This window comes from Rhodococcus sp. NPDC076796 (genome assembly GCF_040702765.1).
Lineage (GTDB): Bacteria > Actinomycetota > Actinomycetes > Mycobacteriales > Mycobacteriaceae > Rhodococcoides.
Map to the genome: position 1 here is coordinate 384,723 of NZ_JBFBMS010000004.1, position 25,402 is coordinate 410,124.

Genomic DNA, 25,402 nt, shown 5'->3' on the forward strand with positions numbered 1-25,402 from the left:
GGGTTGCTGTACGCCCCGCTGCAGCATACCGGACGGTCTTCTTCGATGAAGCTCGTCCAGCGTCGAGACGGTGAACGACGACGCATGTGCCCTGTCGCCGGGCAAGGATGCACACTACGGTGCCGAATCGACGGGATCCCGTCGACGCAGACGCGTTCCCTGCATCCTTGCCCACGATCACCTGGATTCGAGCGCCCGGATCAACGTCGCTGCATCGTATGGTCCGATGTGTCGGGTCAGGTTCTTGTCGCCGCGTCCTAGGTAGAACGTCGGGGTGCCGTCGACGTCCGAGGACGAGGCGTCGAGTTCGTCGTCCTCGACGCGAACGACGTGATCGCCGGTGCGGATGTCGTCCTCGAATTTATCCATGTCGAGGCCGAGTTCGCGTGCGTAGCCGTCGATGTCGTCGGGTTCGAGAGCATCACTGTTGCGGAACAACACGTCGGCCATCTCCCAGAACTTGCCCTGCGCTGCGGCGGCCTCACTGGCGTACGCGGCGTAGCGGGCGTGCGGGTGATAGTCGTCGAGCGGCAGGTGTCGGTAGACGTAGCGCAGGTCGTCGCCGAAGTGCTTGCGTACCTCGGCGACGCTGCCGGTTGCTTTGCTGCAGAACGGGCACTCGAAATCCGCGTACTCCACGATGGTCAGTGGTGCGTTCACCGGACCGCGGATGTGATCGCGCTTGGCGTCGACCGGACGCAGAATACGCAGGGATGCTTCGGCTTTCGGCGGATGGATCCTCGCGTCGATGCGGAAGAGGATCCAGCCGAGCAGTGCGGCAATGACAGAGGCCGCCAACACACCGACGCGGGCCTCGTCGGCGAGCAGTTCGTCGTCGAGGGCGAGGTCGATGATGAACAGCGAGATCGTGAACCCGATTCCGGACATCGCCGCACCACCGGCGATGTGCGACAGCGTCAGCCCGGGGGCCAGGGACGACGGTCTCAGCTTCGCGAACACGGCGGAGGCAGCGGTGATTCCGACGAGCTTGCCGAGGACGAGACCGGCGATGATGCCCCAGGTGAGCGTCGAGGTCGATGCAGCTTTCAGAGTGTCCGAGCTCAGCACCACCCCGGCGTTGGCGAGCGCGAAGATCGGCACGATGATGAACGCCGTGTACGGCTGATAGAGCCGCATGAGACGTTCGTTGACCGACACCGCGCGATCGAGTCCGAGGCGGGCCGCGCGGGCGTATTCAGGGTTGGGCGACTGCCGGAACGCGCGCGTCAGGTCCGACGCGCGTTCCACCTCGGTGCGGCGCGGCGGGTAGACCGGAAGGATCAGCGCGATCATCACTCCCGCAAGAGTGGGGTGAACTCCGGACTCGTACATCGCAACCCACGTGAACAGTGCGACGACGAAGTACCCGACGCCGCGCCACACCTCGAGCCGGCGCAGCAGGAAGATCAGTCCGAGGCCGACGAACGCCAGAATCAGCGGCACCACGTCGAGGTTGTCGGTGTAGAAGAACGCGATGATCGCCAGTGCGCCCACATCGTCCGCGACAGCGAGAGTGAGCAGGAAGATGCGCAGCCGCGCAGCTTTCTTGGGCCCGAGGACGGCAAGTGCCCCGAGCAGGAACGCGGTGTCGGTGGAAATCACGACGCCCCAGGCCTGAGCCGCGGGCCCGGACGGATTGAAGGCGAGGAACAGCAATGCAGGCGCGGCCAGGCCGGCCACGGCCGCGACGATCGGTATCGCGGCACGGGATCGGTCGGTGAGCTCACCCATCGCGAACTCGCGCTTGACCTCTAGCCCGACGACGAAGAAGAACAACGCCATGAGCCCGTCGTTGACCCAGTGGGCGAGGTCGAGAGAGATGCCGTGCTCGCCGACGGTGACCGACAGCTCGGTGTGCCAGAACGACTGATAGGTCTCGCCGAAGGGCGAGTTGGCCCAGATGAGAGCGATCAGCGTTGCCGCGAGCAGAAAGCCCGCCGCCAGAGTCTCGCTGTTTCTCTCGCCGCGAGCCCGCGAGATCCGTTCGACGAACCGTGCCATGGGCCGATTCGTCGGCGTGATCCGATCTGCCATCTGCCGCCCGCGTCCTCTCGGAGAGTGTTGTGAAGCAGTCTGTACCAACGCGAGTGTCGCCGGTTTGCTTCCATGCAGGTGGGAGCTCGCAGAGTAACGTTATTGCGCTGTCGAATCCGGCGCACGACGAGAGATGTGCATGACATATTCGGGATTCGGCATTAGTCAGCACATAAACGGGAATACGAGTCCGACTCACCCCTGCCACGAAGGAACATCCATGCGTGATTTCATCTGCCGCAAATGCGGACAGAAGCTGTCGTTCGAGAACTCACTGTGTCTGAGCTGCTCGAGCGCACTCGGCTTCCATCTGCCGAGCAGAGCCCTGCTGGTGCTCCCCGACAAAGCCGACGACGGTGTCGCCGAGGCAGAGGTGGACGGGGCCACGTGGAAGATGTGCGCCAACCTCAACACTGCGCGCTGCAACTGGCTCGTCGACACCGCCGACTCCGATGATCTCTGCGTGTCCTGCCGGCTCACCCGTACTCGCCCCGCCGACGATGACGTCGACGCGATGGCCGCCTATGCAGACGCCGAGACCAACAAGCGTCGCGTCGTCCTCGAACTCACCGAATTGGGACTGCCCATCGTCGGCCGGGACGAGGACGATACGACGGGACTGACGTTCGATCTGCTCTCGAGCGCCGAACAGCAGGTGATGACCGGCCACGACAACGGCCTGATCACCCTCGACCTCGCCGAGGGCGACGATGTGCACCGCGAACAGTTGCGCGTGGCGATGTCCGAGCCGTACCGCACACTCGTCGGGCACTTCCGGCACGAGATCGGCCACTACTACCAGATGGTGCTGGTCGGCAACGGTGAGCATCGCGCGGCGTTCGAGGAGCTCTTCGGTGACCCGGATTCCGATTACCAGGCCGCGCTCGATCGCCACTACAGCGAGGGTGCGCCGGCCAACTGGGAGGACGACTACGTCTCGTCCTACGCCACCATGCACCCCGCCGAGGACTGGGCCGAGACGTTCGCGCACTACCTCCACATCCGCGACACCCTCGACACGGCTGCTGCGTTCGGGATGGCACCGGCCGGTTCGACGCTGGAGAGCCCGCTGCCGGGTGACGTCGGCTTCGATCAGATCATCGAGTGGTGGCTGCCGTTGTCGTGGGCGTTGAACCAGATCAACCGATCGATGGGCCACCAGGACCTCTACCCGTTCGTGTTGCCGTCGACCGTCGTGAAGAAAATCGGGTACGTGCACTCCCTGATCGCCCCCAGCACACTTTGATGCTCGGCTAACGGTCCTCGCAGTTTTGCACCCGGGGCGTATCCTGTGGTGTCGGCACTTCGCCGATACCGGGATGCGTCCCGGGTGCAGCAGGACGAGGTGACCGCCATCAGCGAGCAGACACTGGACTCGACCACCCGTCCGCGCGTCACGGACTTCGAGCTGAGTCGACGGCTGGCCGAGGTTGCGGAGAAGCTGCGTCGTCAGCACTCCGATCCCGATCGGGTTCTGGCCGTCATCACCGAGTCCGCGGTGGCCAATGTGCCGTCAGCAGAGTTCGCGTCCATCACCACCGTGCTGCAGGGCAAGTTCGTCCACAGCGCGGCGCTGTCGGGAGAACCCGCAGGCCACTGCGACAAGATTCAGGAGCAGCTGGGCGAGGGCCCCTGCCTCGAATCGGCGATCGAACAGACCACCATCAGGATCGACGACATGGACAGCGACACCCGCTGGCCACTGTTTGCCGACGCCGCGTCCGCGCTCGGGGTCAAGAGCATGATCTGCTTCCAGCTCTACGTCGAAGGCGTCAACTTCGGCGCGTTGAACCTGCACTCCACCCGAAAGAACGCCTTCTCGGCCGAGGCAGAGTCGATCGGCTCGCTGTTCGCTGCGCACGCGGCCATTGCGTTCTCCACCGCACGCGAGGAGCAGCAGATCCGGGCCGCGTTGACGAGCCGAGATCTGATCGGTCAGGCCAAGGGCATGTTGATGGAGCGTTACAACCTGAATTCGCAAGCGGCATTTGCATTGCTGGCCAAGCTGTCTCAGGACACCAACGTCAAACTCGCCGACCTCGCGGAAAAGCTGGTCATCGACGCGGCGAAGTCCACCGACTGAGCCGACTCAGCGCACGTCGAGGCCGTCGGTGCTCGCGACCGAGACGGCCGGTCCGTCCGATGCGACGAAGACCTCGATTCGGACGTCCTCGTCCAGGTAGCGACTGAGTAGTGCCAATCCTGGTGTGGCGGCGATGATCTCGTGAACGCGGTCACCGGAGATCGGGTAGTCGTCCACGTCGTGACGCCAATGCGCGGCCACCAAGGTGCCTCCGGCCTCCAGATGCTCGACGACGCGGGTCGTCGCCGACGAGAGGTCGTCGGCGTCGAGGTAGTACCCGACCTCGCTGATGACGACGAGATCGAACGTCGCCTCGGGTGTGGGCAGGGCGGACCAGTCGTCGGACAGCGACCACAGCGCGAATTCGACTGGAGCACCGTCACCTACGCGCCTGCGTGCGGAATCGAGGGCACTGTCCACTACATCGGTCGACACCACGTGATCGCATCGGGTCGCCAACTGCTCGGTGAGCACCCCGATGGAGCAGCCGGGTTCGAGTGCACGCCGATAGTGCGGCTTGGGCAGCGAGGCCAGGGTCAGGGCATATTTACGACGCTCGTACCACTTGCTGTCGAGCATGAACGGATCTTCCTTGGCCGCATACACGGTGCGGAAGTATTCGGCACTGAGGCTTGTTCGAGAACCCAGACTCGTTCGAGAACCCTGGCTCACGCGAACACCACCTCGAACGGTCGCCGGTAGCGCGCCAATATGTGCGGCGGCAACACTGCCCGATCTGCGGGATGATCGGACAATGGACGGATCTGCGAATCGAACTGCTCGATCGATGCTCGCTTGGCGTCGAGGGTGTGCGGCGGCAGGTCGATACGGCGTCCACGTGTCCACGGCACGGCAGGATGATTCGGAGTTGCCCAGTGCCACATCCAGATCGGATACTCCACCACGGGAATCCCGACGGCGTCCGCCGCGGTGAGACAGGCACGTGCAGTGGCTTCGTGGTCGGGGTGGCCGTCCCCGCGCCACGGCGTCAGACACCAGGTACCGGGGGTGGCGTCGAGCAGCGGCATCAGCGCATCGGTTACCGCAGCCTCGTGGTTCTCGACCGCACCGTCGGCGATCTGCAGACGCGTCGGAGAGTGGTCGATTCCCAACTCGGCCAACGCACGCTCGGACTCGATGGGGCGACGCGCCCGCAGATCCTCCGCCGTCACGGTAGGGGAGCCGGGATGGGAGCCGTCGCCGTCGGTGACGGCGACCACCCGAACATCGACGCCCGCTGCCGCAGCCAGGGAGAGCAGCCCGCCGACGCCGAGTACCTCGTCGTCCGGGTGCGGTGCGACGACGACCATGGTGACGACGTCCTTCCACTGCAGACCGGGGATGGACCAGTCGGCCGACATCCAGTCCGATTCGGCGGTGCCGACATCGACTTCGGCGTCGAATACGTTCTCTACCATGGGTTGTCCTCCTCGGCGATGTCGTGGCCGAGGGCTTCGAGATCGCGTTCGGCGTGGCTCTGCCTCAGATAGACGGTGAGATCTGCGACGCGCTGCGCGTGCTCGGCATCGCTGCACAGCGGGCCGGCACCGAGAGCGCGACCGACGCGGTCGATGCAGTGAGTTGCCGCATCCTCGACCACCGCACGCACGACGCGGGCTCGGGTCCGGGCTCGACCGGAGCGGTCGAACGGATCCGCGTCCACCTCGGCTGCGGCGGTGGTCAGTGCGCTCGACGCCGCCCCGAGTGCCGCGGCGATGGCACCGAGATGCGCAGCACGGTGCGGGTCCGGCCGGTCGCGGACGGCGGCATGAAGCGTGTCCGCCACCGCGCACGCGCTCCCGAACCACGCTGCCGACACCCCGATGGCCCCGTGCCAGAAGCCCGGCCGGGTGAGGTAGTCGGTCGGTCCGCCGACCGCAACGGCCGGGACGCTGTCGAATGCGACCGAGCCGGAATCGCTCTCGCTCATCCCCACCGCATGCCACGTGTTCGGTACCGGAGTTGCGCCCGGATGCGTCAGATCGACGGCGAACAGCCGCGGACTGCCCTCCACCCGCGCGGTGACCAGAGCGTGCGTGCACAGTGACGCACCCGAGCACCACGGTTTCGTTCCGGTGAGAACCCAGCCCGAATCCTCCAGCACCGCTTCGAGAATCGGCGCAGGCGGTTCCGCAGCCCACACTCCCCAGATCTGCCCGCGCTGCGGCGTCGGGCCGTCGAGTTCGTGCAGGATCGCGATCGCGTCGGTATGCGCTTCGGACCACCGGCCCAGCACCGTGTTGTGTCGGCTCAGGGCGGCGAGCGACTGCCAGCGCAGGTCGGTGTATCCCGAGCCGGGCAGCGCGAGGTCGAGACGACCGTCCGCCTCGAACGCCAAGAACGCGGCGCGCAGTCCGGTCTCGATGTCTGTTCGGTCGGTGGATTCGAGAAAACCGGTCTCGCTCATGCGGTGGCCTCCAGGGAACGTAGGAATCCGGCCATGCCGTCGGGCGCTCTGCCGCGCAGTCGACCCGAGGTCGTGACCGGAATGTCGCACACCCGACGGCACTCGATGCCGCCGAGCTCGAGGCGTCGAACCAGATCGTGGTCCTCGCCGGTGGTCAGTGGTGCAAATCCGCCGACGGAGAGGTACTCCGCCGCTCGGACACCGAGGTTGGCACCGTGCACGTGTGGGTGGCCGAACTCGTTTCGGTAGTGCGCGTCGTACGACGATCGCACCCCGAGGTTCTCCTCGACGTGGCCCTCGAAATCGACCGCCACCGTTCCGGCCACTGCAAGAGCGCCCTCGGCGGCATGCCGGAGATGGCCGAGCAGCCAGTCCTCACCCACCCGGGTGTCGGCATCGGTGGTGGCGAACCAGGTGGATGCGCAGTGTTCGGGGACGTACGTCGCGAATCCGGCGGCTCTGGCCGCTCCGACGTTGCGATGCGCCACCTCGACAGCCGACACGGACGGATGACGTGCCGCGATGAGCGCGGAGTCGTCGGTGCACGCATCGAGCACGACGATCGTCGAGACGGACACCGAGGCCACGTCCACGACGCGGCGTTGTGCTCGCGCCAGGGCGGTCAGGCACGCGTCGAGCAGATCCTGCTCGTTGTGCGCGGGTACGACGACGACGATGTGGCTGACAGGGGTACGGGGGAAAGCATCGGAGATCACGGTCCACCCTTTTCGGACACCGGACGAAGAAGAGTCCGTTTCGGAAACCGCCGGTGTCTGGACGGGATGTGCTCCCCTCGCACATACCCGTTCCCCAGCTGCCGACACATGCGTCCTGGCCTGCAGAGACAGCTCTCGGGACCGGTTGCGGGAAGATACTCGTACTCGCGGTTTCTTTCGGCCGTTTCGTCGATATCCGATTAGCAAATGTCGGGGCGGTATGTGTTAATGGGCGTTGCCCCGCGGCAGCACTGTTCGTGGGTGTCGCGACGCAGCACGAAGGATGGTCGGGTTACATGGCATCACCGGTTCGCACACGCAGATTCGCCCGTATCGGCGCGATCGTTGCAGGTACAGCCCTTGCTGCGTCCGCCGCATTCGGTTCAGCACAGGCCGCGCCACTGTGGCCGGGCGGCCCGGACGTCTCCATCCCCGGAATGCCGGGGTCCTCGGATCCGGCTGCCCCCGCGCCGCAGCAGCTCACTCCGCAGCTCGCGCCTGCCAACTTCTCCGATCCGAGCATCAGCCCCTCCGGCGGCGAGGTTGTCGGAGTCGCGCAGCCCATCGCCATCCGCTTCGACGAGGCCATCGGCGATCGCGACGCCGCGCTGCGCGCCATCCGCGTCACCACCACCCCGTCCGTAGCCGGGCACTTCTACTGGATCAACGACACCCAGGTCCGGTGGCTGCCCAACGAGTTCTACCCGGCGCACACCCAGGTAACCGTCGAGGCAGGTGGCGCGAAAGCCGAGTTCTCCACCGGCGACTCCATCATCACCACCGCAGACGACAACACCAAGCAGATCACCGTCACCCGCAACGGCGAGGTCGTCCGCACCATGCCCACCTCGATGGGCAAGGTCGGACACGAAACCCCCAACGGCACCTACATCGTCGGCGAGCGATTCCGGGACATGTACATGGACTCGTCCACCTACGGCGTCCCCATCGACTCCGAGGAGGGCTACCGCACGTACGTCGAGTACGCGACGCGCATCTCCTACAGTGGCATCTTCGTGCACGCGGCCCCGTGGTCGGAATCGCAGCAGGGCTACTCCAACGCCTCGCACGGCTGCCTCAACGTCAGCACCGAAGACGGCAAGTGGTTCTTCGAGAACGTCCAGAAGGGCGACCCCGTCATCGTCGTCAACACCGACGGCGGCACCCTCAGCGGATCCGACGGCCTCGGAGACTGGAACCGTTAGAGCGGCTTCGCCGCACGTGAGCGGAACTTCGTAGCCCACTACGAGGTTCCGCTCACAACATAGGTTCGCCAGGCCGCCAGTAAACGTTGGGGCCCAGTTCACCATTCGTTAGCCGAGGCTGAGCACAGTCCTCGCGGTGAGTGCAACAACCGAACGAGTGCTGCCCACGGCCAGGAAGAAGAGCTTCTTCTCGCGGCCGTGGACCGATTACGCACTCTTCCTGATCCTGGTGGGCCCCAACCTGGTTCTGCTGGGCGTGTTCACGTATCGGCCGCTGGTCGAGAACTTCCAGTTCTCGTTCTTCGACTGGAACCTGTCCTCGCCCACCTCCACGTTCGTCGGCTTCGACAACTACCGCGAATGGGCGTCCCGCGAGGACACCTGGCAGATCGTCGGCAACACCGTCGTGTTCACGGTCGCCGCGGTGGTGGGCTCATTGGTTCTCGGCCTGGTGCTCGCGCTGTTGCTCGATCGAAAGCTCAGGGGCCGCAACTTCGTTCGCTCCGCAGTCTTCGCCCCGTACGTCATCTCGGGTGCAGCGATCGGCATCGCGTTCCAGTTCGTCTTCGACCCGAACTTCGGGCTGGTCCAGGATCTGATGCGACGCCTCGGCCTCGGCGCGGTTCCGGACTTCTATCAGGACCCCAAGTGGGCGATGGTCATGATCACCGTGACGTACCTGTGGAAGAACCTGGGCTACACCTTCGTCATCTACCTCGCGGCCCTGCAGGGCGTTCGTAAAGAACTGATGGAAGCGGCCGAGATCGATCAGGCGAGCCGCTGGACCACGTTCCGCAAAGTCCTTCTGCCGCAACTACGTCCGACTACGTTCTTCCTGTCGATCACGGTGCTGCTCAATTCGCTCCAGGTCTTCGACATCATCAACGTCATGACGCGCGGCGGCCCGCTGGGAACCGGCACCACCACGATGGTCTACCAGGTCTACGAGGAGACGTTCCGCAACTTCCGGGCCGGCTACGGCGCCACCGTCGCGACGATCCTGTTCCTCGTGCTGTTGATCGTCACTCTCGTACAGGTACGAATCATGGATCGGGACGATCAGCGATGACTGTGACCAACAAGCCTCGGACGGCCACGCCGGAGAAGGTGCCCGGGCCGCGCGACCAGCAGCGTGCGCGTCGTAGCGCGAACATCCTCGGATATGCGGCCATGGTCGCGGTCCTGCTGATGATCGGGCTGCCACTGTTCTGGATCCTGGTCACCTCCTTCAAGGATCGACCGGACATCTACGTTCAGCCGGTCACGTGGTGGCCCAGCGTGTTTCATCCGCAGAACTACGACGAGGCGACGACGGAGGTGCCGTTCTTCACGTATCTGCGCAACTCCATCATCATCACCACGGCCGTGTCGTCCATCAAGTTCGTCCTCGGGGTTCTCAGCGCCTACGGTCTGGTGTTCCTGCGCTTCCCGGGCAAGAACGTCGTCTTCCTCGTCATCATCGCCGCGCTCATGGTGCCCAACCAGATCACCGTCATCTCCAACTACTCGCTCATCTCCGAGTTGGGATGGCGGAACTCGTTCCAGGGCATCATCATTCCGCTGGCCGGTGTCGCATTCGGTACCTTCCTGATGCGCAATCACTTCCTGTCGCTGCCGCCGGAGATCATCGAAGCCGCGCGGATGGACGGTGCCGGACCGGTACGGCTGATGTTCCGGGTGATCCTGCCGCTGTCGGGCCCGACCATGGTTGCGTTCGCCATCATCACGATCGTCACCGAATGGAACGAGTACCTCTGGCCGTTCCTGATGTCCGACGACTCCTCTGTCGCACCGCTTCCGGTCGGGTTGACGCTGCTCCAGAACAGCGAGGGCTACACCAACTGGGGCGCGGTGATGGCCGCGACGGTGCTGACCATTCTGCCGATCCTTCTCGTCTTTCTCGTCCTGCAACGCCACATGATCAAGGGCCTCACCTCCGGTGCGGTCAAGGGCTGATTCACCTCACTATCAGGAGTCGAACACCATGGCACACATCATCAATCGGCGTGGCTTCCTCACGCTCACCGGTGCGGCTGCCGCCGCCGCTGCCCTCGCTGCGTGCAGCGGCCCCGGATCGGGCGGGTCGGGCGGCGAGGCCGTCGAAGGCGATGCGAACACCATCAATTTCTGGTCGAACCACCCGGGCAAGTCCCAGGAGTTCGAGCAGGAACTGATCTCGCGCTTCCAGGCCGAGAACCCCGGCCTGACGGTCAACCTCATCGACGGTGGCAAGAACTACGAGGAGGTGTCGCAGAAGTTCAACGCGGCGCTGTCCGGCAACGATGTGCCCGACGTCGTCGTGCTCTCGGACGTCTGGTGGTTCAACTACGCACTCACCGGTGCGATCGAGCCGCTGGACAAGCACTTCTCCGCAGCAGGGGTAGACCAGTCCGATTACGTGGATTCGCTGCTGGCCGACTACAACTGGAACGGCAGCCACTGGGCATTGCCGTACGCGCGCTCGACGCCGCTGTTCTACTACAACAAGGCCGTCTGGCAGCAGGCGGGCCTGCCCGATCGCGGACCGGCCACCTGGCAGGAATTCGACGAATGGGGCCCGCGCATCCAGGCCGTCGTCGGAAACGGCAAGCTCGCTCACGGTTGGGGTAATGCCGTCGACTACCTCGGGTGGACGTTCGAGGGACCGATCTGGACGTTCGGCGGATCGTACTCCGATCAGTTCGAGCTGAAGTTCGACGACCCCAATACCATTGCGGCAGGCAAGTTCCTGCAGGACATGATTCACACGAAGAAGTACGCCGCGGTGTCCAACGACATCGCCAACGACTTCGCCGCCGGTATCTTGGCGTCCACCATCGCCTCCACCGGAGACCTGTCGACCATCACCAAGGGCGCTGCGTTCGAGTTCGGTACCGCGTTCCTGCCGGCCACCGAGGGCACCCCCGGCTGCCCCACCGGTGGTGCGGGCCTGGCCATCCCGGCGAAGATCTCGGACGAGCGAAAGGTGAACGCGCTCAAATTCATCGACTTCGTCACCAACGGTGCCAACACCGCCTACTTCTCGCAGAACACCGGCTACATGCCGGTCCGCAAGTCTGCTCAGCAGGACCCGTCGGAGATCGCATTCCTCGAGGCGAACCCCAACGCGAAGACGGCCGTGGACCAACTGGCGCTGACCCGCTCGCAGGACTACGCCCGCGTGTTCGTTCCCGGCGGCGACAAGATCATCGGTAGTGGACTCGAGCAGATCGCGCTGCAGAATGCCGATGTAGCAACGACATTCGCGTCCGTCTCGGATCAGCTGCAGCAGATCATCGACCGCCAGATCGCCCCGAAGCTGCCGAAGTAATGGCCGCCGTTCACTACGCCGGTGTCTCGCACCGGTACCCGGGTGCCGATTCGCTCGCTGTCGACAACCTCGAACTCGACATCGCGGACGGTGAATTCATCGTTCTCGTCGGGCCTTCGGGCTGTGGGAAGTCGACGAGTCTGCGGATGCTCGCCGGTCTCGAGTCCGTCGAAAGCGGTCACATCGACATCGGCGGAGTGGACGTCACCTCGCTGGCTCCGCGGGCCAGGGACGTCGCGATGGTGTTCCAGAACTACGCGCTCTACCCCAACATGACCGTCGGCGACAACATGGGCTTCGCGCTGCGCAATGCCGGAATGAGCAAGTCCGACACCGCAGCACGAGTACTCGATGCGGCGAAGATGCTCGAGCTCGAGCCACTGCTGGGCCGCAAGCCCGGCAAGCTCTCCGGCGGGCAGCGTCAGCGAGTGGCCATGGGGCGCGCCATCGTGCGTCAGCCCAAGGTGTTCTGCATGGACGAGCCGTTGTCCAACCTCGACGCCAAGTTGCGGGTGTCGACCAGAGCCCAGATCGCCGGTCTGCAGCGACGATTGGGCACCACGACGGTGTACGTCACGCACGATCAGGTCGAGGCCATGACCATGGGTGATCGCGTCGCAGTTCTGCTGGACGGCAAGTTGCAGCAGATCGCCGCTCCGCGGGAGTTGTACGACAATCCCGTCAACACGTTCGTCGCCGGATTCATCGGGTCGCCCGGCATGAATCTGGTCGACGCCCCCGTGCGCGACGGCGCGGCCGTACTCGGTGAGTTGCGCATTCCCGTCCCGTCCTCGGCGGGCGAGCGCGTCGTCGTCGGCGTGCGACCGGAATCGTGGGACCTGGTGGGCGACAGTACCGGCCTGCAACTGACCGTCGAACTGATCGAGGAACTGGGTGCGGAATCGTTCGTCTACGCTTCCGCACCCGCCGCGATCGATGGATGGACCACCACCTCCGGGAGGATGTCGGTCCGAGTCGATCGCAAGCTGTCGATCGCACTGGCCGAGACGATTCGACTGGTGCCCCGGCTCGACGAGCTGTTCTTCTTCGATTCCGTTACCGGCCTGCGGTTGTCGTAGCCGGTTCGCCGAGATCCACCGGGAGAGTGGCCCATCCGTGTAGGACGCGGGTGTTGCGGCGGGTTCCCTCGCCTGCCGACCGCAGGTGAGGGAACCGATCGAACAGGGTCTTGAGGCCCACTTCCGATTCGGCCTTGGCCAGGGCGGCACCGAGGCAGTAGTGACGCCCTCCCGAGAACGACAGGTGCTTACCGGCATTGGCGCGGGTGACGTCGAAGCGATTGGGGTCCTCGAACACCAGCGGGTCCCGATTGGCACCGGCGAGCACCAGCACGACGAGCTTGCCCTCGTGCACCGTCACCCCCTCGACCTCCACGTCGCGCTTGGCCATGCGAGCCGTGAGCTGTACGGGAGACTCCATCCGCAGCATCTCGTCGATCGCGGTGGGCCAGTGCGACGGATCCTGTTGCAGCACAGCCAGTTGGTCGGGATGATCCAGCAGAAGTCGGATGCCGCTGCCGAGCAGATTGACCGTCGTCTCGAACCCGGCAGCCAACACCAAACCTGCTGTGGCCCTGAGCTCCTCGTCGTTGAGGCCGATGCCCTCGTCCTTCGCAGCGATCAGCTGGCTCATCAGATCGTCACCGGGGTTGCGACGCAGCTCCGCGATGTGCTGCGAGAGCCAGGCGTCGAAACCGATCAGCCCACGCTCGACCTGCTTGAACTGAGACCACGACAATCCGATGTCGAGACTGGGTGCGGCCATCTCGCCGAACTCGAGGACTCGTTGATTGTCCTCCTCGGGAACGCCGAGGATGCGCCCGATGACCGCGACCGGCAGCCGCGCGCAATAGCGATCGACGATGTCGACGACCGGAGAGCCGTCGGACAGCTCGTCGAGGAGAGCATCGGCAGTTTCCTGCACCTGATCGCGCATCTTCTTCACCGCGCGGGCGGTGAAGACCGAGGACACCAGCTTGCGGTACCTGGTGTGGTTCGGCGGCTCCACCGAGAGCAGTGACGGCGGCAGAATCGGGTGCAGTGCGCCGGATCTGGTGTGTTCCTCGATCCACCGCAATGGCCCGGGAAGGGTTGCACCCAACTGAGTGACGCGGAAATCGTCCGAGCGCAGCAGGTCGAACGCCACCCGGTGGTGCACGGTGATGTTCGAGATTCGAGTCTTCACCAGCGGCGCGGTGGCGCGCAGTTCTTCGTAGACCGGCGTCGGATTTGCCCGCGTCGCCGGATCGGCCACCAGCATGGCCTGCCGATCACCCGCGGCTGCAGCGCGCTTGGCCCCGAACCTGATGACCCCGTGCGCCGCGAGCCATCGTACGAACTCCCTCATCCGAAATCCCCTCCCCATTGCCCTACGGATGTGAGTGGAACTTCGTAGCACGCTACGAAGTTCCACTCACCTGCTACCAGATCCTGACGCGCTTCCCCGGGTCCAAGTACAGCGCATCTCCGGGCTGTACGTCGAATGCTTCGTGAAAACTGTCGAGATTTCGTACGACGCCGTTGCAGCGGAACTCCGGCGGCGAGTGCGGATCGACGGCGAGTCGACGGATCGCCTCGGCGTCGCGAGCCTTGGTACGCCACACCTGTGACCACCCGAAGAACACGCGTTGCAGCCCGCTCAGGCCGTCGAGCACCGGTGCGTCCTTGCCTTCGAGCGAGATCTCGTAGGCGGCGACGGCGATGGACAGACCACCCAGGTCGCCGATGTTCTCGCCGATGGTGAACTCGCCGTTGACCTTGTGGCCGGGCAGTGCCTTGGGCTCGAACTCGTTGTACTGCTCGATCAGGGCCGTGGTGCGTTTGCCGAATTCGGTGCGGTCGTTGTCGGTCCACCAGTCGACCATGTTGCCGTCACCGTCGTACTTGGCACCCTGATCGTCGAATCCGTGACCGATCTCGTGGCCGATGACGGCTCCGATACCGCCGTAGTTGGCCGCGTCGTCGGCCTCGGGGTCGAAGAACGGTGGCTGCAGAATGGCTGCGGGAAAGACGATCTCGTTCATGCCGGGGTTGTAGTACGCGTTGACGGTCTGCGGCGTCATGAACCACTCGTCACGGTCGACGGGTCCGCCGAGCTTGTCCAGATCGCGTTGGTAGTCCGCGGTGTAGCCGCGGCGGTAGTTGCCGAGCAGGTCGTCGGCGCTGATCTCGACACTCGAGTAGTCGCGCCACCGATCGGGGTAACCGATCTTGGGGGTGAACTTGCCCAGCTTGTCCAACGCCTTCTCACGCGTCTCCGGGCTCATCCATTCGAGCTCGGAGATGTTGCGGCGGTAGGCCTCGGTGAGATTGTCGACCAGCACCTGCATCCGAGCCTTGGAGTCGGCCGGGAAGTGGCGTTCGACGTAGAGCTTGCCGACGGCCTCGCCGAGCACGTCCTGCACCAGGGAGACGCCGCGCTTCCAGCGCTCGCGGTTCTCCTCGGTTCCGGTCAGCGTCGTTCCGTAGAACGCGAAGTTCTCGTCGACGATGGCGCTCGTGAGAAACGGTGCCCGTGAATGCACGACGCGCCAGGCCAGCCACGCCTTCCACGCTTCGATGTCCTCGGAATTCCACAGCGAGACGAAGGTACTCAAGAACGGAGGCTGCCGAACCACGATCTCGGCGAACTGCTCGGTGGTTGCGCCGAGCCCGGAAATCCATGCGGCCCAGTTGAATCCGGCACCGTTCTGAACCAACGTGTCGTAGTCGACGAGGTTGTAGCTCTTCTCGGCGTCACGCCTGGCGACGACGTCCCAGTGGCCTGCGGCGATCTTCTGCTCGAGGTCGAACACCGTCTGCGCGTCGTACTCGATGCCGCTGAGTGCGAACATCTTCGAGATGTGCTCGACGTAGCTCGAGCGGATCTCGGCGTACTCGTCCTGGCGGTAGTACGACTCGTCGGGCAGGCCGATTCCGGACTGGCTGAAGTGCACGAGGTAGCGAACGGACTGCTTGGCGTCGGTGTCGACGTAGTGGCCGATGGCGCCGCCGACGCCCGTGCGTTGCAGGGAGCCGAGAACGCCTGCGAGGGTGACGAGGTCGGTGGCGTCGGAGATGGCAGTGAGTTCGTCGGCGATCGGGGTGACGCCGAGTTGCTCTGCGCGATCGGCGTCCATGAAGCTCGAGAACAGGTCGCCGATCTTCTGCGCGTCGCTGCCCGCGGGCGGGTTCGCGTCGGCCGACTCTTCGATGATGGTCTGGACGTCGACCTCGGCGCGGTCGTACAACGTGCGGAATGCGCCGTCGACGGCGCGGTCGGCCGGGATGGCGTACTCCTCGAGCCATTTGCCGTTGACGTGCACGAACAGGTCGTCCTGTGCGCGTGTGTTCTCGTCCTGGTAGCTGAGATCGATGCCCGAGTTCACTACTGAAGTCATGCGTCCATCTTTACACTCTTGCGCTTGATTGAACGGGTGTTTAATGTGCTGTACATGCGTACAGCATCGGAGGATCTCACCACCAGGGCTCGGATTCGCGACACCGCGATCGGCGTCTTCGGCTCGCAGGGCTTCACCGCAGGCGTGCGGTCCATCGCCACAGCGGCAGGCGTCTCTCCCGGGCTGCTCAATCACCACTTCGGGTCCAAGGACGGGCTGCGCAGAGCGTGCGACGAGCATGTCCTGCGAGTGATCCGCGAGTCGAAGGCCGCGTCGGCGGCACCCACCGGAATGATGGAGCAACTGGCTCGCATGGACGAGTACGCGCCGCTCGTCGCCTACATCGTGCGGAGCTTCTCCGCGGGCGGCACGTTGGCGCGAGAGTTGTTCGAGCACATGGTCGACGACGCCGTCCGCTACATCGACGACGGGGTCCGCGAGGGTCGTTTCGCCCCCAGCCGAGACCCCGCGGCACGCGCCCGATTCCTGACGCGACAGAACGTCGGCGGACTGCTGTTGTACGTGCAGATGGCCGGCCCCGACGTCGATTTCCGCGAGGCCCTGAGCGCGCTCGGCGACGAGATCATGCTTCCTGCACTCGAGCTCTACACCGACGGATTGTTCACCGACTCCCAGGCTTTGGACACCTATCTGGAGGCCACGTCATGACCGAAGCAATCTCCGTGGACGGGCTGGTGAAGACGTTCGGGTCGGTCCGCGCGCTCGACGGACTGGACCTGCACGTGCCGACCGGTGAGGTGCACGGCTTCCTCGGCCCCAACGGGGCAGGGAAATCCACGACCATCCGTGTACTGCTCGGGCTCGTCCGCGCGACGTCGGGCCAGGTGCGCTTGCTCGGCGGCGACCCGTGGGCCGACCCCGTGGCGCTGCATCGACGCCTGGCCTACGTCCCGGGTGATGTGACACTGTGGCCGTCGCTGACCGGCGGTGAGGTGATCGATCTGCTCGGCCGGATGCGCGGCGGAATCGACACCGCCCGCCGCGCCGAACTGCTCGAACGGTTCTCCCTCGACCCCGGTAAACGCACCCGTACCTACTCCAAAGGCAATCGGCAGAAGGTCGCGCTGATCTCGGCGCTGGCCTCCGACGTCGAGTTGCTGATCCTCGACGAACCCACCTCGGGACTCGATCCGCTGATGGAGCAGCATTTCGGCGACTGCGTGAAAGATGCTGCCCGACGCGGAGTCACGGTGCTGTTGTCGTCGCACATCCTGTTCGAGGTGGATGCGCTGTGCAGTTCGGTGACGATCGTGAGAGAGGGACGGACGGTCGATACCGGGACCCTGGCGTCGATGCGACACCTGACCCGCACGACGGTCACCGCCGATCTCGAGCGCATGCCCGACGGTCTCGCCACGCTCGCGGGGGTGTCCGAAGTCCGAGTCGCGGGATCCTCCGTCACCTGCACGGTGGAGAACGACGCCCTCGGTGCGACGATGCACGTACTCGCCGACGCCGGAGTCCGCAGCCTGGTCAGTTCCGCTCCGACGCTCGAAGAACTGTTCCTGAGGTACTACGCATGAACGCCCTGACCGGCACGGGCGCATTGCTGCGGTTGTATCTGCGCCGCGATCGTCTGGTGGCACCGGTGTGGATCGTCCTGCTCGGGGCGCTGCCGCTGCTGTACGCGGTCAGCTTCGAGGGCCTGTATCCGACGGCGGCGGACCGTCAGGCCTTCTACCTCGGCACCCTGTCGACGCCGGCGCAGGCAGCGCTCGTCGGCCCGATCTTCGGCAGCGACCTGGGCGCTCTGGTGTCGTGGCGCTCGGGGGCGGTGCTGGCGCTGGTTCCGCTGGCGGCGATCCTCACCGTGGTTCGGCACACCCGAGGCGAGGAGGATGCGGGTCGAACCGAGCTGATCGGATCGACGGCGGTTGGTCGGTACGCCGGATTGGCCGCGGCGATCGCGCTGGCGGGCGGCGCGGTGGCGGCGACGGGCGCGTTGTCGTCGATCTCGCTGTGGGCGTTCGGCCTCCCGGTGGCCGGGAGCATCGCGTACGGGGCATCGGTCGTTGTGGTCGGAATCGTCTTCGTCGGCTGCGCGGCAGTGGCGGCACAGGTGGCGTCGGGGGCGCGGGCGGCTCGCGGTTACGCCCTCGGCGCGCTGGCCGTGGCGTTTGCGGCACGTGCGATCGGCGACGCAGGCTCGGGCACCCTGTCGTGGTTCTCGCCGATCGGCTGGTCGGCGCAGGTGCGGCCGTTCGCCGACGAGAGGTGGTGGCCGATGCTGATGTCACTGGCCGTCGCGGCGATGTTCCTCACCGCTGCGCTCGCTGCTGCCGAGCGTCGCGATCTCGGTAGTGGACTGTTGGCCGAACGCCGTGGCCGAGCAACGGCGCCGCCGTCACTGGCGGGTCCCGTTGCGCTCGCCTGGCGACTGACTCGCGGCGCGACCGTCGGCTGGACCGTCGGCATCGCGCTGTTCGGCATCGCCATCGGTTCGTCCGCCCACGGCATCGGAGGACAGCTCGGCAGTAGTGCCGTCATCAGCGACGCACTGGAGAAGTTCGGTGGCAGCACCATCGAACAATCGTTCATCGCCGCCGTACTGAGCATCGTGGGCGTCGTCGTAGCGGCATACTCGGTCTCGGCCGTTCTGCGGCTGCACAGCGAGGAAGAGGCGGGCCTGGCCGAGATCGTGTTGGCCACAGGCGTCTCGCGCCTGCGGTGGCTGTCAGGTCACCTACTGTTCGCTGTCCTCGGCCCAGCGTGGCTACTGCTGGTCGTCGGCCTCACCATCGGCCTGACGTACGGGTCGGCCACCGGCGATATCGCAGCAGAACTTCCGTCCGTCCTGCTCGGCGCACTGGGTCAGCTGCCGGCGGTGTGGGTGGTGACGGCCATCGGCGTGGCCCTGTTCGGCGCTGTCCCTCGATTCGCGACCGTCCTGTGGGCCGTTCTGGGCGGCTTCGTCGCCCTCGGCCAGATCGGGTCGGTGGTGGGCCTGCCGCAGCCGTGGCTCGATCTCTCGCCCTTCACTCACGTTCCCCGATTGCCGGGAGCAGCATTCGCCCTCGCGCCGATCGGTTGGCTCGTCGTGGTCGCCGTCGTCGTCGGTATAGGAGGTTTCACAGCGTTCCGACGAAGAGGCATCCGAGGGTGACGGTGGTCGGATAGCATCGACACTGGCCGATTTGTCCGGCCCGGTCCAACATGGTGGCGTCCTGTCGGGTCCGTGATCTCTGAGCCGAACGCGCATGGAGGTTACGTGCAATCGACATTCCTGCGCACGTGGTGGAACCAGCCGCACAGCTACGAGTCGGTGGTGAGCTACCTCGGGTTGCACGGTGCGCTCGCACCGTATCGCCTTGCTGCTTCGCTGAGCACGTTCTCGTACGGGCTCGGCGCTGCCGCACTGCTGTTTCTCACCGATTCTCCGCCGACCTCGGCGATCGGTAGATCGATCTTCGTCGTTGCGATCGTGTCGACGTTGGTGGTCGGTGTCGCCTGGCTGAAGGCTCCGTGGCCGTCGAAGCGTGTGTCCCTGATGTTCGCCGCGTACTCGGACATCGGAGTAACGCTGGTTCTGTTGTCCTACGGATCGCCTCAGACTGTTTTCGTTGCCCTCGCGATGCTCGCGGCCAACAGCGTGTACGTGCAGCTCTTCCACAGTCCGAGGGTCATGGCACTGCATCTGCTGTGGGCCGGAACTGCCGTGACGCTGTTCTTCGTGCTGATCTTGCTCTCGCCCGACTCCGATCACGGTCTGGCCATCGCGCAACTCGTGGTGCTCGTCCCCATCACGTTCATGGGCCCGACCTTCTTCCAGTACCTGCTCCTCAAACTGCAGGTCCAGGCGCAGGCGGCCAACTTCGACCCGCTCACTCAGGTGCGCAACCGACGAGGACTCGACGAGGCACTACCGGTGTATTTCCTCGGTGCGACCGACGTGTCGGTGATGGTCGTCGACGTGGACCGATTCAAGTCGATCAACGACAGATTCGGCCACCACCAGGGGGATGCGGCCCTGCAACTCGTCGCACGTCGGTTGACGACGGACGGTGTGCTGGTTGCGCGAGTGGGCGGTGAGGAATTCGCGGTGGTGACCAAATCGGCCGAGACCGAGGCCCTCGCACTGGCCGAGAAGTATCGCTGTGCCGCGCACTCCGCGGACGACTCCGCACCCCTGACGGTGAGCATAGGCGTCGCACACTGCACGTATCCGATCTCCGAAGACATCGGTTTCGACGTCGTCGAACTGACCACGCTGCTGCTGCGACGAGCCGACGCGGCGATGTACGAAGCCAAGCAGCAGGGCGGCAATCAGGTGGTCGTGGCGGGCTCGACGCCCCGAAGTGACTGGACTCCGTCAGGCTCCGAGACGTGAGTGCGGCGACGCGGCTACTCAGTTCGGAGTCGAGTCGTCGTACTGATTCTCGACGTTCTGCTGAAATTCGTCGGCACATTGCTGTTGCGCTGCAGTATCGCTGCCAGCGTTGCTGATGCAGTCGGTGAAGTCCTGTCCGCCGACTGCGTTGAACAGGCCGACGCCGACGACGACGAGAACGATGGACAGCGCTGCGGCCACGAAACCGAGAATGATCGCGAAGAGTGACACGGTGCCGTTGGTGGCGGTGCGCTTCTTGTACCTGGACCGTCCGACGAAGCCGAGCACGATGGCGATCAGGCCGAGCAGAATTCCACCGACGATGGTCCAGGAGAACAACACACCCAGAATCGCCAGGACCAGAGCCACCGTGCCGACGGTGTTCTTCGGTGCTGTCGGCTGTTGTTGGTACCCGCCCTGCTGGGGGTACTCGCCAGGTGAAGGATAGTTTCCGGGCGGGGGGTAGTTTCCGGGCGGCGGATTCTGATTCGACACGTTGAGTACCTCCGAAATCGGCGATCGTGAACGCTGGGAGTGTATGTGGGTGTCTCCTGTGAGCACAGGCCCCGCGTGTCCCCGTGATCAACTTGTCATCGAACGCGAATGTCAACCGCCGAGCCGCGAATGCATCTCCCAGATCAGTACCTCGGCCGATTCGGTGGCAGTGATACGTTGTCCGCCAGTAGAACTCATGCGGACGGCGTCACCCTCCCAGAGCTCGCCCACCCCCTCGAGAGTGACAGTGCCGCGCGCGACGAACAGGTGCACGAACGGGGCGTCGGGCACCGTCGCCGAGGCTCCGGGCAACAACCGTGCCGCATGCAGCGCAGCCGACTTCTGGCCTATGGTGATCGCTGCCTGACCCCGATGCTTGTCCATCCCCGACGCGACGGTGACCAACCCGCCTCGCAGTAATTCGTCGCCGATCTCGAGCTGCTCGTAGCCGGGCGTGGCACCGGGACTGTCCGGAAGCACCCACATCTGCACGAAGCGAACGGGTTCGGTGTGCCTGTTGCCGTCGATGCTCCAGGAGTCGTTCTTCTCGGAGTGCATGATGCCCTTGCCTGCGGTCATCCGTTGCGCGAGGCCGGGATGGATGATTCCGGAGTGTCCGATGGAATCCTGATGCACCAGCGAGCCCTGCATCACCCACGTGACGATCTCCATGTCGCGATGCGGATGTGTCTCGAAACCCTGACCGGCAGTGACGATGTCGTCGTTGTTGACCAGCAACAGTCCGTGATGGGTGTTGTCGGGGTCGTAGTGCTGGCCGAAGGAGAACGAATGTTTCGAGTCCAGCCAGGACACACGGGTTTTCGATCGATCACCGGCGCGGTGAACGTCGATGTGGGCGGTCAGTGGAGCGGACATGTGACCACTCTACGAGCATGTCGGTGCATCGGCGTACGACCTGCATAACGTTCGGGTGTCTATGCGGTCGGTGTGTGAGCGTCGCCGGGAGTGGGTAGGTTTCGCTGCGTACGGTCACAAGATCCGCAAACTCCCCCGAAGGCGGCGAGAGATTCTCATGGTCGGTTCCAGCTCGAGTGTGGCACGCACGGTCGAACCCCAGCTCGAGGACGCTCTGGCGGAGTGGTTGCCAGGTCAACGGTGGTTCGGCGCAAAGGGTTCGACGGTTGGTGCGGTGCGAATCGTCGCGCGCGACGTACTCCGGGACGAACCGCATTTCGCGGCCGAGCATCTGCTGGTGGAGGTGCAGCTGACGCAGGACGGAGCGGCCGTCACACAGACATACCAGGTGCCCCTGGGCTTCCGGACCGAGCTGAGCGACGACCTCCGGCCGTGGATACTGCCCGTGGCAGGCGAGGTGGCCGTGTTCGACGGTTTGCGCGACCCCGAGATCATCGGCCTGTACGGCGATGCACTTGCCGCCGGAAAGGCCACTGGCAGCATCGAATTCAAGATTGTCGACGGTTCGAGTGTGCCGAGCGGGCTGCGCGGTCGGGTTCTGGGGGTCGAGCAGTCCAACACATCGGTGATTCTCGGTGATCTGCTGTTGCTCAAGCTGTTTCGTCAAGTGCCGCCGGGAATCAGCCCCGATGTGGAACTGCATCGCGCGCTGGCCGAGGCGGGGAGCGTCAACGTCGCGCCGCTTCGGGGCTGGCTCGAAGCCGAAGTCGGCGGCGAACCCACAACGCTCGGCATGGCCCAGGATTTCGCCGCGAACTCCGCCGAGGGCTGGACTGCGGCGCTGGCCAGCGTGCAAGAGGTGTTCGATTCGCCGCAGACGCCGATCGAAGAATTGCCCGCCGATTTCGCCCCCGACGCGCATCGAATCGGAGCAGCTGTGGCGCAGGTGCACCACGACCTGGCATCGCAGCTCGGTACCGCCGAACGGTCGGTGGAATCGACCGCCGTCGAGGAGATCCTCGCCCGTATCTCGGGAGTGGCGCGGGTGGTGCCGGAGATCGCGCAGTACATCCCGGCGGCGACCGCTCTGATCTCGCGGGCGGAGGCGTCGAACAGCACCACGGTGCAGCGCATCCACGGCGATCTGCATCTGGGGCAGGTGCTGGGCACTCCTGAACGGTGGCTGCTCATCGATTTCGAGGGTGAGCCGGCAAAGACCCTGGCCGAGCGTCGGCAGATGGACAGCGCTCTGCGTGACGTGGCGGGAATGCTGCGCTCGTTCGACTACGCCGCCAACCACCTGCTGGTCGATCTGCCCGAGGATCCGTCGGCGCGAGAGCGAGCTGAGAAGTGGGCAGCCCGCAGCATCGCGGCATTCTTCGACGGATACGCCTCGGTGGCCGGGCACGATCCCCGCGATGAGTCCGACCTGTTGCGCGCATACGAGCTGGACAAGGCCGTGTACGAAGTTCTGTACGAGGCACGCAACCGGCCCACCTGGCTGTCGTTGCCGATGCGGGCCGTGGCGCGCCTGGTGAGCTGAGCCTGTAGTGACGACCCAGGGGTGCCGGTCGACCGGCACGTCTACGACAAGTACCGTATTGCCTGACACGGGAGGCAGGACATGAACGGTATCTTGGCAATTTTCGGCATCGCGGTGGTCGTCGTCACCATCGTCGTAGTGGTCGTGCTCGTTGCGGTGTTGTTCGTCGCATCGATCAAGCCCGACAGTCTCAACATCGACCTGGACCGCAAGAAGCGCGCTCGGGAAGAAAGTTCCACGAAAGCCTGAGATTTCCGTCACGTCCGAGACCGATTCGTTCGTGTGCGGAGTTGTATCGAGTCGAAGCGCCGACCGACGCTTCCGGTTCTACAACTGGAGACCTCGTGAGCACTTGCCTGAAAGACTCGGCCGCGTCCGGGTCTTCCGGCTGTGCGCCTCGCATCAGGTCGCGGATGCTCGGGGAGTCGGTTCTCGCTCAGTTCGCTCGCTTCGTGATCGTCGGGGTGTCGAGCAACGGTGTGTACGCCCTGTTGTTCGTCGCTCTCGCTTCCCTAGGATCGTTCACTGCCAACCTCGCAGGTGTGGCCGTCAGTACCGTCCTTGCCAACGAGCTGCACCGTCGTCACACCTTTCATGCAGCCGGTCGTGTCGGTTGGTTCCAGACGCAATGGGAAGCGGGGGGACTGGCCCTGATCGGTTTGGGCCTGAGTACCGCTTCACTGGCCGCCGTGCACATCCTGTTCCCGGCAGCGCCGACGTATCTCCAGGTTCTCGTCGTCATCGCTGTGAGTGGCATCTTCGGAGCCGTCCGGTTCCTCGCTCTCCGTGGCTGGGTGTTCCGTCCGGCGACGCTCGCCGCCTCGGGTTCCGCACTCACTGCTCGCTGAGCTGTGATGTTGCACCATTCGTTGTCGACAGGGATTGCTACCTCTAACAGAATCTGGGCAAGGCTCCACCTGATGCGCATCGATCGTCCTAGGCTTGCGAGCTGACGTCAACGCGAGGAGGCATCTCGATGGCCAGGGATCTGACACAGCTTGAGCTTCTGCAAGAGCTGGTGCCCACTGCCGAGGACAATGTGAACCGTCACATTTCGATGGCGCGGGAGTGGCACCCTCATGACTACGTTCCGTGGGACGAAGGCCGTAACTTCGCCGCACTCGGCGGCAAGGACTACGACCCGGAGCAGTCCAAGCTCTCCGACGTCGCTCAGGCCGCGATGATCACCAACCTGCTCACCGAGGACAACCTGCCGTCCTACCACCGTGAGATCGCCGAGAACTTCTCCCAGGACGGTGCCTGGGGAACCTGGGTCGGGCGCTGGACCGCCGAGGAGAACCGCCACGGCATCGTCATGCGCGACTACCTCGTCGTCACCCGCGGCGTCGATCCCGTCGCCCTCGAAGAAGCCCGCATGATCCACATGACCAACGGCTACGTCTCGCCCGCCGGGGCAGGTGTCGGTCTGCTGCACTCGGTCGCCTACGTGACCTTCCAGGAGCTGGCCACCCGCGTCTCGCACCGCAACACCGGCAAGGTCTGCGACGATCCGATCGCCGACCGCATGCTCCAGCGCATCGCCGCCGACGAGAACCTGCACATGATCTTCTACCGCAACATCACCGGCGCGGCGATGGACATCTCGCCCGATCAGACGTTGCAGGCGGTCTCCGACATCGTGACGAACTTCGTCATGCCCGGTGCCGGGATGCCGAACTTCCGCCGCAACGGTGTGCTGATGGCCAAGCACGGCATCTACGACCTGCGTCAACACCTCGAGGACGTCGTCTGGCCGGTACTGCGCAAGTGGAGCGTCTTCGAGCGCAACGACTTCACCGCACGCGGTGAGAACAAGCGCGAAGAACTCGCCGCGTTCCTCGAAGACCTCGAACGTCAGGCCACCAAGTTCGAGGAGATGCGCGATCGCTCCCTCGCCCGCGAACGCGCGAAGGCCGAAGCACGCGCGTCCTGACCGTCCCAGGTGAACGGAACTTCGTAGTCTGCTACGAAGTTCCGTTCACATAG

At 64.8% G+C, this 25,402-nt stretch carries 24 protein-coding genes; 15 read left to right on the plus strand and 9 right to left on the minus strand.

Going from position 1 to position 25,402, the window contains the following annotated elements; genetic code table 11:
• Nucleotides 1-177 precede the first annotated feature (177 nt).
• On the minus strand, nucleotides 178-2,034 hold the full coding sequence (gene nhaA / locus AB0366_RS15830; RefSeq protein WP_366244756.1) for a Na+/H+ antiporter NhaA: 1,857 nt from the start codon (nucleotides 2,032-2,034) through the stop codon (nucleotides 178-180).
• A 220-nt stretch (nucleotides 2,035-2,254) separates the two neighbouring features.
• On the opposite strand from nhaA, the gene AB0366_RS15835 reads away from it, so the two are divergent.
• Together AB0366_RS15835 and AB0366_RS15840 are read left to right on the plus strand one after the other, a co-directional pair.
• The gene (locus tag AB0366_RS15835) at nucleotides 2,255-3,280 is read left to right on the plus strand and encodes a putative zinc-binding metallopeptidase (RefSeq protein WP_366244757.1); all 1,026 of its coding nucleotides are present in this window, start codon (nucleotides 2,255-2,257) and stop codon (nucleotides 3,278-3,280) included.
• Nucleotides 3,281-3,379: 99 nt separating this feature from the next.
• On the plus strand, nucleotides 3,380-4,117 hold the full coding sequence (locus AB0366_RS15840; RefSeq protein ID WP_366244951.1) for a GAF and ANTAR domain-containing protein: 738 nt from the start codon (nucleotides 3,380-3,382) through the stop codon (nucleotides 4,115-4,117).
• A gap of 6 nt (nucleotides 4,118-4,123) precedes the next feature.
• Here AB0366_RS15840 and AB0366_RS15845 read toward each other — a convergent pair whose 3' ends face one another.
• From AB0366_RS15845 to AB0366_RS15860, 4 genes are read right to left on the minus strand one after another with little or no spacing between them, the layout of a single operon-like run.
• A complete protein-coding gene (locus tag AB0366_RS15845; RefSeq protein WP_366244758.1) occupies nucleotides 4,124-4,789 on the minus strand; it encodes an SAM-dependent methyltransferase in 666 nt (221 codons plus the stop codon).
• Nucleotides 4,786-5,535 (minus strand): PIG-L family deacetylase, encoded by a 750-nt coding sequence (locus tag AB0366_RS15850; protein WP_366244759.1) that lies wholly within the window; start codon nucleotides 5,533-5,535, stop codon nucleotides 4,786-4,788. Before AB0366_RS15850 ends, AB0366_RS15845 begins: the two co-directional genes overlap by 4 nt.
• The gene (locus AB0366_RS15855; protein ID WP_366244760.1) at nucleotides 5,529-6,524 is read right to left on the minus strand and encodes an acyl-CoA dehydrogenase family protein; all 996 of its coding nucleotides are present in this window, start codon (nucleotides 6,522-6,524) and stop codon (nucleotides 5,529-5,531) included. The genes AB0366_RS15850 and AB0366_RS15855 overlap by 7 nt, the downstream gene beginning before the upstream one ends.
• Nucleotides 6,521-7,240, minus strand: coding sequence for a glycosyltransferase family 2 protein (locus tag AB0366_RS15860; protein ID WP_366244761.1), 720 nt, complete (start codon nucleotides 7,238-7,240; stop codon nucleotides 6,521-6,523). The genes AB0366_RS15855 and AB0366_RS15860 overlap by 4 nt, the downstream gene beginning before the upstream one ends.
• Nucleotides 7,241-7,536: 296 nt before the next feature.
• Here AB0366_RS15860 and AB0366_RS15865 point away from each other — a divergent pair, with 296 nt between their 5' ends.
• The 5 genes from AB0366_RS15865 (at nucleotide 7,537) to ugpC (ending at nucleotide 12,834) form a co-directional block, all read left to right on the plus strand.
• Nucleotides 7,537-8,445 carry a L,D-transpeptidase gene (locus AB0366_RS15865; RefSeq protein ID WP_128646719.1) on the plus strand — a complete coding sequence of 303 codons (909 nt, stop codon included), beginning with the start codon at nucleotides 7,537-7,539 and terminating at the stop codon, nucleotides 8,443-8,445.
• A 136-nt stretch (nucleotides 8,446-8,581) separates the two neighbouring features.
• Nucleotides 8,582-9,514 carry a sugar ABC transporter permease gene (locus AB0366_RS15870; protein ID WP_179273473.1) on the plus strand — a complete coding sequence of 311 codons (933 nt, stop codon included), beginning with the start codon at nucleotides 8,582-8,584 and terminating at the stop codon, nucleotides 9,512-9,514.
• Nucleotides 9,511-10,401, plus strand: coding sequence for a carbohydrate ABC transporter permease (locus AB0366_RS15875; RefSeq protein ID WP_366244762.1), 891 nt, complete (start codon nucleotides 9,511-9,513; stop codon nucleotides 10,399-10,401). Before AB0366_RS15870 ends, AB0366_RS15875 begins: the two co-directional genes overlap by 4 nt.
• A 28-nt stretch (nucleotides 10,402-10,429) precedes the next feature.
• A complete protein-coding gene (locus tag AB0366_RS15880) occupies nucleotides 10,430-11,755 on the plus strand; it encodes an ABC transporter substrate-binding protein (RefSeq protein WP_366244763.1) in 1,326 nt (441 codons plus the stop codon).
• Entirely contained in the window at nucleotides 11,755-12,834 is a 1,080-nt protein-coding gene (gene ugpC / locus AB0366_RS15885; RefSeq protein ID WP_366244764.1) for a sn-glycerol-3-phosphate ABC transporter ATP-binding protein UgpC, read from the plus strand. Before AB0366_RS15880 ends, ugpC begins: the two co-directional genes overlap by 1 nt.
• On the opposite strand, the gene AB0366_RS15890 is transcribed toward ugpC, so the two are convergent.
• Together AB0366_RS15890 and AB0366_RS15895 are read right to left on the minus strand one after the other, a co-directional pair.
• Complete coding sequence (locus AB0366_RS15890; protein ID WP_366244765.1) at nucleotides 12,812-14,122, minus strand: cytochrome P450; 1,311 nt, start codon at nucleotides 14,120-14,122, stop codon at nucleotides 12,812-12,814. The two genes, ugpC and AB0366_RS15890, sit on opposite strands and share 23 nt — an antisense overlap.
• A gap of 73 nt (nucleotides 14,123-14,195) precedes the next feature.
• The gene (locus AB0366_RS15895) at nucleotides 14,196-16,154 is read right to left on the minus strand and encodes a M13 family metallopeptidase (protein ID WP_366244766.1); all 1,959 of its coding nucleotides are present in this window, start codon (nucleotides 16,152-16,154) and stop codon (nucleotides 14,196-14,198) included.
• A gap of 54 nt (nucleotides 16,155-16,208) precedes the next feature.
• Between AB0366_RS15895 and AB0366_RS15900 the strand changes: the two genes are divergently transcribed.
• The 4 genes from AB0366_RS15900 to AB0366_RS15915 all read left to right on the plus strand — a co-directional run bounded on the left by AB0366_RS15900 (nucleotide 16,209) and on the right by AB0366_RS15915 (nucleotide 20,502).
• Complete coding sequence (locus tag AB0366_RS15900; protein WP_366244767.1) at nucleotides 16,209-16,823, plus strand: TetR family transcriptional regulator; 615 nt, start codon at nucleotides 16,209-16,211, stop codon at nucleotides 16,821-16,823.
• Nucleotides 16,820-17,698, plus strand: coding sequence for an ABC transporter ATP-binding protein (locus AB0366_RS15905; RefSeq protein ID WP_366244768.1), 879 nt, complete (start codon nucleotides 16,820-16,822; stop codon nucleotides 17,696-17,698). Before AB0366_RS15900 ends, AB0366_RS15905 begins: the two co-directional genes overlap by 4 nt.
• Entirely contained in the window at nucleotides 17,695-19,278 is a 1,584-nt protein-coding gene (locus tag AB0366_RS15910) for an ABC transporter permease (RefSeq protein ID WP_366244769.1), read from the plus strand. Before AB0366_RS15905 ends, AB0366_RS15910 begins: the two co-directional genes overlap by 4 nt.
• Before the next feature lie 105 nt (nucleotides 19,279-19,383).
• On the plus strand, nucleotides 19,384-20,502 hold the full coding sequence (locus AB0366_RS15915) for a GGDEF domain-containing protein (protein ID WP_366244770.1): 1,119 nt from the start codon (nucleotides 19,384-19,386) through the stop codon (nucleotides 20,500-20,502).
• An 18-nt stretch (nucleotides 20,503-20,520) separates the two neighbouring features.
• Here the strand turns inward: AB0366_RS15915 and AB0366_RS15920 are convergent, their stop codons facing one another.
• Both AB0366_RS15920 and AB0366_RS15925 read right to left on the minus strand, forming a co-directional pair.
• Entirely contained in the window at nucleotides 20,521-20,997 is a 477-nt protein-coding gene (locus AB0366_RS15920; RefSeq protein WP_366244771.1) for a DUF4190 domain-containing protein, read from the minus strand.
• Nucleotides 20,998-21,108: 111 nt separating this feature from the next.
• Nucleotides 21,109-21,873 (minus strand): pirin family protein, encoded by a 765-nt coding sequence (locus AB0366_RS15925; protein WP_366244772.1) that lies wholly within the window; start codon nucleotides 21,871-21,873, stop codon nucleotides 21,109-21,111.
• 157 nt (nucleotides 21,874-22,030) lie between these two features.
• Between AB0366_RS15925 and AB0366_RS15930 the strand changes: the two genes are divergently transcribed.
• The 4 genes from AB0366_RS15930 to AB0366_RS15945 all read left to right on the plus strand — a co-directional run bounded on the left by AB0366_RS15930 (nucleotide 22,031) and on the right by AB0366_RS15945 (nucleotide 25,349).
• On the plus strand, nucleotides 22,031-23,416 hold the full coding sequence (locus AB0366_RS15930; RefSeq protein ID WP_366244773.1) for a hypothetical protein: 1,386 nt from the start codon (nucleotides 22,031-22,033) through the stop codon (nucleotides 23,414-23,416).
• Nucleotides 23,417-23,497: 81 nt separating this feature from the next.
• The gene (locus tag AB0366_RS15935) at nucleotides 23,498-23,665 is read left to right on the plus strand and encodes a hypothetical protein (RefSeq protein WP_176459207.1); all 168 of its coding nucleotides are present in this window, start codon (nucleotides 23,498-23,500) and stop codon (nucleotides 23,663-23,665) included.
• A 95-nt stretch (nucleotides 23,666-23,760) separates the two neighbouring features.
• Nucleotides 23,761-24,264 carry a GtrA family protein gene (locus AB0366_RS15940; protein WP_366244774.1) on the plus strand — a complete coding sequence of 168 codons (504 nt, stop codon included), beginning with the start codon at nucleotides 23,761-23,763 and terminating at the stop codon, nucleotides 24,262-24,264.
• A gap of 128 nt (nucleotides 24,265-24,392) precedes the next feature.
• Nucleotides 24,393-25,349, plus strand: a complete 957-nt coding sequence (locus AB0366_RS15945; protein WP_366244775.1) for an acyl-ACP desaturase — start codon at nucleotides 24,393-24,395, stop codon at nucleotides 25,347-25,349.
• Nucleotides 25,350-25,402: the final 53 nt, after the last annotated feature.